This is a genomic window from Aurantimonas sp. 22II-16-19i (assembly GCF_002088275.1).
Lineage (GTDB): Bacteria > Pseudomonadota > Alphaproteobacteria > Rhizobiales > Rhizobiaceae > Jiella.
The window spans coordinates 1-9,875 of the sequence record NZ_AQQS01000045.1 but is presented as its reverse complement, the minus strand read 5'-3'; the positions used below and the strand labels follow the sequence as shown (position 1 = coordinate 9,875).

At 69.0% G+C, this 9,875-nt stretch carries 12 protein-coding genes; 5 read left to right on the top strand and 7 right to left on the bottom strand.

From position 1 onward, the window contains the following. Positions 1-282: 282 nt before the first annotated feature. Together ATO4_RS24030 and ATO4_RS24025 are read left to right on the top strand one after the other, a co-directional pair. Complete coding sequence (locus ATO4_RS24030) at positions 283-669, top strand: Hpt domain-containing protein (RefSeq protein WP_083594313.1); 387 nt, start codon at positions 283-285, stop codon at positions 667-669. 217 nt (positions 670-886) lie between these two features. Beyond that, the gene (locus ATO4_RS24025; protein ID WP_083594338.1) at positions 887-1,207 is read left to right on the top strand and encodes a 2Fe-2S iron-sulfur cluster-binding protein; all 321 of its coding nucleotides are present in this window, start codon (positions 887-889) and stop codon (positions 1,205-1,207) included. Between the two features lie 157 nt (positions 1,208-1,364). Here ATO4_RS24025 and ATO4_RS24020 read toward each other — a convergent pair whose 3' ends face one another. Further along, positions 1,365-1,988: a DUF922 domain-containing protein gene (locus tag ATO4_RS24020; protein WP_176223145.1), complete on the bottom strand. Its 624-nt coding sequence runs from the start codon at positions 1,986-1,988 to the stop codon at positions 1,365-1,367. Between the two features lie 166 nt (positions 1,989-2,154). Here ATO4_RS24020 and folP point away from each other — a divergent pair, with 166 nt between their 5' ends. Beyond that, positions 2,155-3,015, top strand: a complete 861-nt coding sequence (gene folP / locus ATO4_RS24015) for a dihydropteroate synthase (RefSeq protein ID WP_083594312.1) — start codon at positions 2,155-2,157, stop codon at positions 3,013-3,015. After that, the gene (gene folK, locus ATO4_RS24010; protein WP_083594311.1) at positions 3,012-3,524 is read left to right on the top strand and encodes a 2-amino-4-hydroxy-6-hydroxymethyldihydropteridine diphosphokinase; all 513 of its coding nucleotides are present in this window, start codon (positions 3,012-3,014) and stop codon (positions 3,522-3,524) included. The genes folP and folK overlap by 4 nt, the downstream gene beginning before the upstream one ends. A 93-nt stretch (positions 3,525-3,617) precedes the next feature. Here folK and ATO4_RS24005 read toward each other — a convergent pair whose 3' ends face one another. The 4 genes from ATO4_RS24005 to ATO4_RS23990 form a co-directional block, all read right to left on the bottom strand. Continuing rightward, positions 3,618-4,151: a hypothetical protein gene (locus ATO4_RS24005; protein WP_083594310.1), complete on the bottom strand. Its 534-nt coding sequence runs from the start codon at positions 4,149-4,151 to the stop codon at positions 3,618-3,620. A 98-nt stretch (positions 4,152-4,249) separates the two neighbouring features. Further along, complete coding sequence (locus tag ATO4_RS24000) at positions 4,250-5,332, bottom strand: TIGR01620 family protein (protein ID WP_083594309.1); 1,083 nt, start codon at positions 5,330-5,332, stop codon at positions 4,250-4,252. Beyond that, positions 5,329-6,780, bottom strand: coding sequence for a YcjX family protein (locus ATO4_RS23995; RefSeq protein WP_083594308.1), 1,452 nt, complete (start codon positions 6,778-6,780; stop codon positions 5,329-5,331). Before ATO4_RS23995 ends, ATO4_RS24000 begins: the two co-directional genes overlap by 4 nt. Positions 6,781-6,888: 108 nt before the next feature. Further along, a complete protein-coding gene (locus tag ATO4_RS23990; RefSeq protein ID WP_083594307.1) occupies positions 6,889-7,401 on the bottom strand; it encodes a histidine phosphatase family protein in 513 nt (170 codons plus the stop codon). Between the two features lie 290 nt (positions 7,402-7,691). On the opposite strand from ATO4_RS23990, the gene dksA reads away from it, so the two are divergent. Then, positions 7,692-8,108 carry an RNA polymerase-binding protein DksA gene (dksA, locus tag ATO4_RS23985; RefSeq protein WP_083594306.1) on the top strand — a complete coding sequence of 139 codons (417 nt, stop codon included), beginning with the start codon at positions 7,692-7,694 and terminating at the stop codon, positions 8,106-8,108. 259 nt (positions 8,109-8,367) lie between these two features. On the opposite strand, the gene ATO4_RS23980 is transcribed toward dksA, so the two are convergent. Then, a complete protein-coding gene (locus ATO4_RS23980) occupies positions 8,368-8,808 on the bottom strand; it encodes a DUF805 domain-containing protein (RefSeq protein WP_083594305.1) in 441 nt (146 codons plus the stop codon). A gap of 304 nt (positions 8,809-9,112) precedes the next feature. Further along, complete coding sequence (locus tag ATO4_RS23975; RefSeq protein ID WP_083594304.1) at positions 9,113-9,505, bottom strand: hypothetical protein; 393 nt, start codon at positions 9,503-9,505, stop codon at positions 9,113-9,115. Between the last annotated feature and the right edge of the window lie 370 nt (positions 9,506-9,875).

Below are 9,875 nucleotides of genomic sequence, written 5' to 3'. Positions count from 1 at the left end.
GTGGGCCGCGGTTCTGAAAGAAACCGTAAAGCCCGCCAATCCCTACAAGTTTAAACATAAGGTTAACGCCGACGGGCGCATTGGAGTTTTTTTCACCGCAAGCCCTGCCAGGGAGGGGATGCAGGCGGTGCCCGCAAGGCCGGCCCATCGGTATTTCGGCGCAAATCTTTCCCTCGACCTTAACCAATTGCTCACCCAACCGCGAGACGATTCTCGTTTCGCGGCGACGAAGGCGAACGGTCCGGGCCGAACGTCCCGCCGGCATCAGCGACGGAGAGCAGCATGGCACAGCCGATCGAACGAGACCGCTCCGGTAGCGAGCGGCCTTCGCCCGAGAGCCCGGGCTCCCATCCATCGCGCCGTTCGCCGATCGACCTCGTGCATCTCGCCCGCCAGACCGCCGGGGACTCCCAGCTCGAAACCGAGGTGCTCGGCCTTCTGGTGATCCAGATCGAGCGGGTCCGGCCGGTGATCGAGGCCGCGACCGAAGCCGAGCGCAGCCGTCTCGCCCATGCCCTGAAGGGGGCATGCCGCAATCTCGGCGCGTTCCGGCTCGCCGACGCCGCCGAGGGGCTGGAAGAGGCGCCCTGCGAGCCGGCGGCGATGGCGGAGCTTCTGGCCGAGCTGGATCGGACCGGCCGCTTCGCCAGGGGGCTGATCGCACGTTGAGCGTCGCGGCAACCCGGCTGGGACGGTTGCGCGGCAGCAGGTTACCGGCTGAATGGTCGGGCGAAATCGCCCAAGCGCCGATTGACTCGGTCGGCGCAGGCTCTCTAACACCCAAGGTCAGAGCGTCGGTTTCTCGCCTGCCGATCCGCCAGCGGCGGCGGACGGCGCGAGACTTGCGTGACGCGCCACCATTGCAATCAGCCAGGGCTTGCCGGCGATGACCAAGATCACATTCCAGACCATGGACGGGACTCGCTACGAACTCGAGGCGAGCGACGGGACGACCGCGATGGAGAACGCGGTGCGCAACGACGTGCCGGGCATCGAGGCGGAGTGCGGCGGCGCCTGCGCCTGCGCCACGTGCCATGTCTATGTCGATGAGGCGTGGCGCGAAAAGGTCGGCGAGCCGGAGGCGATGGAAGAGGACATGCTCGACTTCGCCTACGAGCCGCAGCCGAATTCGCGTCTCTCCTGCCAGATCAAGGTGCGTCCGAACCTCGACGGCCTGCTGCTCCACGTTCCCGAGCGCCAGGGCTGAGACGCGCCACAGCCCGCCGATGGCAGGGCACCGGTGTTGGCAGGGCGAGCTGATCGCCGGATTGCGGCTCGTCGCGCGGATGTTGCGCGAAGACATCGAGCTCGCTCGCCGGCCAACCGGCGCACGGGCCCGACCTTCGGGCGGCCGGGGTGCCTGCTCAGCGGTCGGCCTGATCGGACACGGCTCGGGCGAGGGCTCGGCGCAGGCGCATGTTCACCTCACGGCCCTCGATCGTGTCGAACTCGATCTGCGCCCGCTCGTGGCCGGCGAGATAGCGCTGGGTCACGGTGGTGACCATCGCCTCCATGCCCTGACACGTCGCCTCGGGACGCAGGTTGCGGATCGCCATTTCCATCCGCTTCAGCCACTGCTTGGCGATCGCGGCATGACGGCTCTCATGGCGGTGGATGTCCTTCTCGAGCGTGTCCCAGATCAGCTTCGTGCGTGCCGGCACGCGCTTCGGCGGGATCCATCGCGGCAGCGTCATCTCGAGGTCGAGGCTGAGATTGGTCTTGTCGACGGCACATCCCCCGGGCGTGCCCTTGTAGGTGACCTGGCCATCGAACTTCACCTCGGTTGCGCCCGGATGTCGGATGCCGGTGCCGGAAACGAAGGGACCGCGGCGGCTGAGGTCCTGGTCGAGCTCGGGCAGCGTCGATCCGCGCACCGCGAAATAGGTGGTCTTCTCGCGGATGCTCGCCGCATCGGCGACGGGGGGCGCGATCAAGCCCGGCATGACGACGACGGCGAGCGCCACGAACAGTCCCAGCTTCGGTGTCATGCTCGCCGCCCCTTCGAAGAAGTCGAATGACATTTCCAGCACGCTAGACGATCGCGGCGGCGACGCAAGCTGGCCACCCGCACAATTGCGCAATCTTTGCGGTGGGGTTAGCGAAAGACCATGACATGGCCCGAGAGGCCGGCCGGTCTTTCGAGAGAGGTTCGGGATGGACGTGATCACGCCGCGCGGCGGCATCTGGAAGCTGGCGCATGGGCGCAGCCTCGAACTCGGCGCCACCGCCACCATCATGGGCATCCTCAACGCGACGCCCGACAGCTTTTCCGACGGCGGTCGCTACGCCTCGGTCGAGGCCGCGGTCGCCGAGTCGCTGCGGATGGTGGGCGAGGGCGCCGCGATCATCGACATCGGCGGCGAATCGACGCGGCCGGGCGCGACGCCCGTCGATGCCGCCGAGGAACAGCGCCGGATCATGCCGGTGATCGAGGAACTCGTCCGGCGGTCGGACTGCCTGATCTCCGTCGACACCTACCGGTCCGAGACGGCACGCATGGCCGTCGAGGCCGGCGCCCACATCGTCAACGACGTGTTCGGCGCGCAGAAGGATCCGGCGATCGCCAGGGTCGCCGCCGAGACCGGCGCCGGGCTCTGCCTCATGCATACCGGCCGGGAGCGCGAGAAGCTGCCCGATCTCCTCGAGGACCAGTTCCACTTCCTGCGGCGCTCCCTCGAGATCGCCGCCGAAGCGGGGGTCGCGCGGGGGGCGATCGTGCTCGATCCGGGCTTCGGCTTCGAAAAGAACGGGCCGGAGAACCTCATCCTCCTCGCCCGGCTGACCGAGATGATGGCGCTCGACTTTCCGCTGCTGGTCGGCACCTCGCGCAAGCGCTTCGTGCGCGGCGCGATCGGCCGGGAGGATCCCGAGCCGGACATCGCCTCGGCGGCAACGAGCGTTCTCCTGCGCGAGCGGGGGGCGGACATCATCCGCGTCCACAACGTCGCCGCCAACCGGGACGCGCTCGCCATCGCCGACGCCATGCGCCGGGCCTTGATGGGCGAGCGCTGGTGAGCGCGCGCGCCTATCTCGGGCTCGGCGGCAATCTGGGCGATCCACAGGCCGCCATGGCGGCGGCCCTCCAGTCGATCGACGCGCGGGAAGACTGCCGCGTCGCCGCCGTCTCGCGGCTCTTCCGCACCCCGCCCTGGGGCAAGACCGATCAGCCGGACTTCCTCAACGCCTGCGCCGCGATCGAGACCGAGCTGGCGCCACGCGCCCTTCTGGCGCTCTGCCTCGAGACGGAGCAGCGCTTCAAGCGGGTGCGGCAGGAGCGCTGGGGACCGCGGACCCTCGACATCGACGTCCTCGACCATGGCGGGAAGTCCTACGCGGACGACCATCTCTTGCTGCCGCATCCGCGCATCGCCGAGCGGGCCTTCGTGCTGATTCCCCTTTGCGACATCGCGCCGGAGCTGATGATCGGGGGCGAGAGCGCCGCAAACCTTGCCGAACGCTTCGCCGCCGAGCCGATCGTGCCGGCCTCGCCCGACGGCGGGTGGTGGCGGGCGAACGACGGCTGACGACGTCGGTAGTCGGCGGCAGATCTCGGACAGCTGGCATGTCTGTGCCTCGATGCCCTCGGCGGCGTCGATGACTGGGTCCGGGAAACAGGCTCAGTCGGTGAGGGCGCTCTGGCGCGTGCCGCCTTCGCGCTTCAGGTTCATGCCGATCACCGGGACGAGTTGCGAGGCGACGGTGACCGAGATCGTCACGGCGAGGGAATCATCGTCCTTCAGCCGGGCGATCATCGCACCCTTCAGCTGCTTGCGGTCGAGGCCGACGACGATCTTGTCTCCGGACACCTCGCCCGAGACGATGTCGAGCCCCTTGCCGGCGGCCCCGTCCTGGAAGGCACCGCGATAGGACCTTCCTGCGCGCACCACTTCGGCCCGCATCGGCTGGGAGAACAGGCCGACCCGGCAGGAACCCTCGAGCGCGACGCCGACGGTTTTCCCGCTCTGGCTGCCGGCGAAGTTGCAGACGAACTTCGTGCCCTTGAACTTGCCGGCGACGATTTCGCCGGGCCCGGTCCACTGGCCGGCGACGCGGCGGAAGAAGGCTTCGTCATTGTCCGCCAGGGCAGGCGTGACGTTCGCAGCCGACAAAGCGAGGGTGAGAGCGAGACCGGCTGTCAACAGACGCGACATGGAAGACCCTTCCTGGGTGGAGATCGTTTACCATCTCCATTGTGTCTTCAAAGGGTTAATCAAGCCTTTCGAAAGCGGTCGATCTTCTGGAGCGGCGGTCACGACCGGCGCGGGCCGGCCTCCTCGACACCGGAATGGGCGGTGAGCTCCGACAGGATCGCGCCGATCCGCGGCCGCCTGGCGCGCAGGAACGGCAGCGGACGGCAGAGATCCATCGCCGCCAGCCCGACCCGCGCGGTGAGCAGGCCGTTGACGACACCCTCGCCGAGCCGCGACGACAGCCGGGCGGCAAGGCCATGCCCGATCACCTGCTGGACGAGGCTGTCGCCCATGGCGATCGAGCCGGTGACGGCGAGATGGCCGAGCACGTCGCGGATCAGCTTGAACAGGCCGAGCGTGCCGGGCCGGGCGCCGTAGAGCTCGGACATCTTGCGGATCAGCTTGATGTTCTCGAAGACGACATAGCCGACGTCGACGATCGCCTTGGGGCTGACGGCGGTGACCACCGACACCCGCTTGGCCGATGCCAGCACCAGCGCGCGGGCCTTCTTGTCCAGCGGCCCGAGCATGTGCTCCTCGGCCAGCGCGACGAGATCGGCGCCGTCGATCACCTCGTCCTTCAGCGCCGCCATCGCCGCCCGGCCGCGGGCGGTCTCGGGCCGCGACGACAGCAGCGTCTCGAGCGTCGCGACGGCGAGCTTCGCCTCGGAAAGGGAATCGGCGCGATAGGCGGCGAGCGCGCGTTTGCGCTCCCGGTCGACCGCGGCGAGGCGCATCATCCCCACGCTCTCGCGGATGACGATGGCGACAAAGGCGAAGAACGCCAGGACGGCAAGGGCGAGGGCGGTCCAGCCGAGCCAGTCGGAGCGCGCGAAGACGTCGCGCACCATGGCGTCGATGGCGAGGCCCACGGCGATCGAGAAGAGCAGCCCGAGCGAGGCGGCGAGGAGCTTGCCGAAGGAGAAGCGCCGGCCTGTGGCGATCTCGGGCTCGCCATCGCCCGCGATGTCCGCGTCGACGGCGTCTTCTGGATCGAATTCGATCGTCTCGACCGCCGCGATGGAACGAGGCATGCGCGGCTGCGCCATCGTCTCCGGCGCCGCCTCGTCGGTGCGTTGCGTCGTGCCCGGCAGGTCGAAGGCGCCGGGCGCCCGCCGGCGGCCATTGCGCTCGTCGCTCATTGCAGCCTGTCTCCCAGTAGAAATTCCAGTGCCCGGTCGAGCCGGATATGCGGCAGGGACAGGGTCAGCCCCTCGGCGCTCTGCTGCAGCACCGGCGGGCGGAAGCGCACGAAACGCAGCGAACCCGGCTCGCCCCCGCCGGCCGGATCGAACAGCCGGCGCGGATCCTCCGGCAGGTCGCCGGGAAATACCGCCGTCTCGCTCCTGCCGTCGAACATCCGTTCGCCGATCGTCTCGCCGGACGCCGGCGTCCCGACGATCACCGGCAGGTCCTCGCCGCCATCGGAAACCGTCGCCTCGCGGGTGGCGCGCACCGCGGCCATCGCCAGGACGTCGGTCCGGGCGCCGGAGAACTTCGCCCGCGCGACCGCGTCGTCGACGATCCGTCGCACGATCGCCTCCAGCCGGCGGTGGCTCTCGCGGTGCAGGTGGTCGGCCTTGGTGGCGCAGACGAGGATGCGGTCGATCCGCCGCGTCAGGAAGGAGCCCAGCCAGGTCGAGCGGCCGGGCCGGAAGCAGGCGAGGATGTCGGTCAGCGCGGTCTCGAGGTCGGCGACGGCCTCCGGCCCGGCGTTGATCGCCTGCAGCACGTCGACCAGCAGGATCTGCCGGTCGAGCCGGGCGAAATGATTGCGGAAGAAGGGTTTGACGACGACGGTCTTGTAGGCCTCGTAGCGACGGGCGAGATGCGCCGCCATCGAACCCTTCGGATAGGATTTGCCCTTTTCCACCGGCAGCGGCGCGAAGGTCAGCGCCGGCGAGCCGTCGAGGTCGCCGGGCATCAGGAAGCGTCCGGGCGGCAGGGTGGAGAGTGCCGCGGCGTCGGCCCGGCAGGCCTTCAGGTAATCGGCGAAGAGGACGCTGAGATCGCGGGCCGTCACTTCGTCCGCCGGCGCTTCCAGATCGACCGTCTCAAGCTTTGCCAGGAACGGCCCGGCTTCCCTCTGCCGCGATGGCAGCCGTGCCCGTTCCAGGGCTTCTGCCGAGAAGGTGGCGAAATCCTTGTCGATCAGCGGCAGGTCGAGCAGCCACTCGCCCGGATAGTCGACGATGTCGATGGTCAGCCGCCCGCCCGGCATCATGCGGCGGAAGGCCGAGGCCGATTCGAAGGCGATGGTCAGGCGCAGCTCGGAGATGGCGCGGGTGGATTCCGGCCAGACCCGCTCCTCGACGATGCGGCGGATGTGATCCTCGTACTGGAAGCGCGGGACCGCGTCGTCCGGCTGTTCGCCCAGGTCGGCGCCGAGGATGCGACCGTTCGCCTGCGCCTTGAACAGCGGCAGCCGCCCGCCGGCGAGGAGATTGTGGACGAGGGCGGTGATGAACACGGTCTTGCCCGCCCGCGAAAGCCCCGTGACGCCGAGGCGCAGGGTGGGCTGGAAGATCGATGTCGTCCGATCGGCGAAATTGTCGAGGACGAGGCGGGCCTCGTCGGCAAGCGATGTCATGGGATGGCGCTGGTCTTCGAGGCGGGCAATCGGAGGGGTTCGAACCGCCATATAGGGATCGACGCTGGAGCTTCTAAGGGGCGCCGCGCCACGACCGCCCCGCCGAGGTCAGGGCCGGATCACCCGGCAGAGATGCCCCGAGCCGGGCGCGATCTCGCCGAACGGCCGTTCGAGGCCGAGGATGGCGAGCGCCGCGGTCGGAAAACCCGCGGCGATGGCGGCGAGCGCCTCCTCCTCGCCACTTGCGGCCAGCGACCGGGTGAAATCCTCGATCGTCGGGTTGTGGCCGACGATGAGCAGCGCAGCAGCGTCGCCGCCGGTCTTCGCCGCGGCGTAATAGGCTTCGGTGCCGAGGGCGTAGAGTTCGTCGGAATAGGAGACGGGCGGCGTCTCGCCGAGCATCGGCAGGAGGGCCGCGAGGGTATCGACGGCGCGCGTCGCGGTGGAGCAGACCACCGCGTCGATGGGCAGGCGCTCGCGCGCGACGATCTGCGCGAGTCGCGCGGCATCCTCCTCGCCGCGAGCATCGAGCGGGCGCTGATGATCGCGCTGGCCCGGGCGGGCCCAGGAGGAGTGCGCGTGGCGCAGGATCAGGAGGTGGCGGCCGAAGGCGACGGTCATCGGTTCTGGATAGGCCGAAACGGCCGCGCGGGCAATCGCCGCGGCGACGGCGCCGTTCCCTCCCCGATGCCGCCGGACCGGCCGGTCACGGGCTGCTGTGGCGCATGCAACCCTGCGTGACGCTGGATCATCGGGTTGGGCGAAGCGACGCCCGCGGCAAGGCTTTTTCCGAAAGGTCAACCAAATCGGGAGGTTAGAATCGCAACTCGATAACCCGCCGTGTTCCAAAGGGAACTTGTTCGTCTGCCAAACCGCCGCTATAAGCGCGCCAGCGGGAATGGAGGTGCGTGATGAGCGAGACACTCAATGCCGATCTGAAGCTGTCCGAGGACGGTCCCTTCATGAACGATCGCCAGAAGGAGTATTTCCGGCGCAAGCTGCTCACCTGGAAGGCCGAGATCCTGCGCGAGGCGCGCGAGACCCTCGAGACCCTCGCCAACGACAATTCCAACCTGGCCGACATCGCCGACCGCGCATCCTCCGAGACCGACCGGGCGATCGAGCTGCGCGCCCGCGACCGCCAGCGCAAGCTGATCTCGAAGATCGATTCGGCGCTGGAGCGGATCGAGGACGGCACCTACGGCTATTGCGAGGAAACCGGCGAGCCGATCAGCCTGAAGCGCCTCGACGCGCGGCCGATCGCGACGCTGTCCCTCGAAGCCCAGGAGCGGCACGAGCGCCGCGAGAAGGTCTATCGCGACGAGTAGGGGCGGCTCCGCCGCTCGCTAGCGGCACGGGGCAGCGCCTCGACGACCGCCTGGACCGCATAAGGCTCTGCCCCCCGGGCAATCCTCGACACGCAGCCGATGATAACGAGACCACGGCCCGGCCAGCCCGGGTCCGTGGTCTTCGCATGTCTGCCGCCGGGTGGCCTCCGTCTCCCGGCTTCCGTCTTTCGTCTGACGGGGCCAGCCGGGGCGGGCCAGCCGGGACGCGGCCGGGCGCGATGGCCCGGCCGGCCTTCGCCTATTCGAACACCGCTTCGGCGGCGCGGCCGAGCCGGTCCTTGGGGTCCGGGCCGAAGCGGTTGCGCCCGCTCGTCCCGTCGAGGCACATCAGGACGATCAGCCAGATCGTACCGATCAGCGGAATGAGGCTGATCAGCACCCACCAGCCCGAGCGGTCGGTGTCGTGCAGGCGGCGGATGGCGCAGGCGAGCAGCGGGATGATGTTGGCGATCGCCCAGATGCCGGTGAGGATGCCGCCTTCGGCGCTGGCGCTGGCGGAAAAGCCGTCGGTGGTGTCGAGCGCCGTCTGGCTGCTGCCGCCGAGGCCGAGGGCGGCGTCGACGAAGGCGAGGACGAACATCACCACGTAGAAGACAAGGATGTACAGCCAGTACTCCTTGCGGCGCGAGCGGCCGGAAAAATCGAAGAAACGCTGGTAGGGCTGGAGCAGGATCGACACGTCGGACCTCCGTCGCACGCAAGGCCTCGCCCGAAGCCTGAGCTACGGGCGCGAGGGGCGTGGCGCTTTTTTCATGATTGGCGGCGCCGCCCGTCGAAACGGACGGATCGGCGCCTTGTCGCGGCGCCGATCTTACCTTGCGGAAGAAGGCTTGCCAAGCGCCGTGGTCGCGTCGTGACCCGATCCCGATCCGCCCCGCGGCGCCAGAGCGGGATGAGAGCAGATTCGCTCGACATCCCGCGCCATCTTATTGTTGCCGCATGATCTTTCCCGAAAACCGGTTCCCACGTTCCGGGATCATGCGCTAGCGCAGCGGCCGGACGAAGGCGACCCGGTAGGTGTGCTCGGCCCCGCCATGGACGACCGAGACGTATTCCCCCGGCACGAAGCGTTCGAACTCGAAGCGGAAGCCGATCTCGTCGTCGCCGTCGAGGTCGCGGTCGTAGTCGAAGACCCAGTGGCCGGCCGCGTCGCGGGCGAGGAGGCCGACCGCATCGGTGAGGTCGTCGTCGAAGCGGCGCACCCGGCACTTGCCCTGCGCCTTGCGCCATTCGTCCGGGTCGAGCCGGCCGTCTTCGGCGAGCGGCACGACGAGATCGTAGCCGTCGTGATGGCTGCCCTCCGGATGGTCCCTTTCGCGGGCGAGCTCCAGGCGGATGTGGCGGAAGGTCTCGGGGTAGTCGGCGAGCGTCGGCATGGCATCCTCCTTTGATCTCACGATGCAACGATCCTGGCAGGGGATGGCGGCCGGGGCCTTGACCTCGGTCAACTGGGCGGCACGCCGCGACGTTCAGGCTGCGGGCATGCGAAGACGGCCCCGCCGGCGAATGCGCCGCGAAGGTCTGGCGGTGGTTGCGGCCGCCGGTCGGGGACGGGCGACGGGATGCCGGAGGCAGACCCTCCGAACTTTTTATATTGTACGGTCCGCCTCCGGCATCCCGCGCGGTGCTTGACGGTCTCGATGCATCGCTCCGGCCCGCTGCCTTTTCGGCGACCCCGACGCTGCCGCGTCAGGGACGGGTCGTCGCGATGGCGGCTGGCGCTTCCCGGGTGCCCCCGGTCAAGCG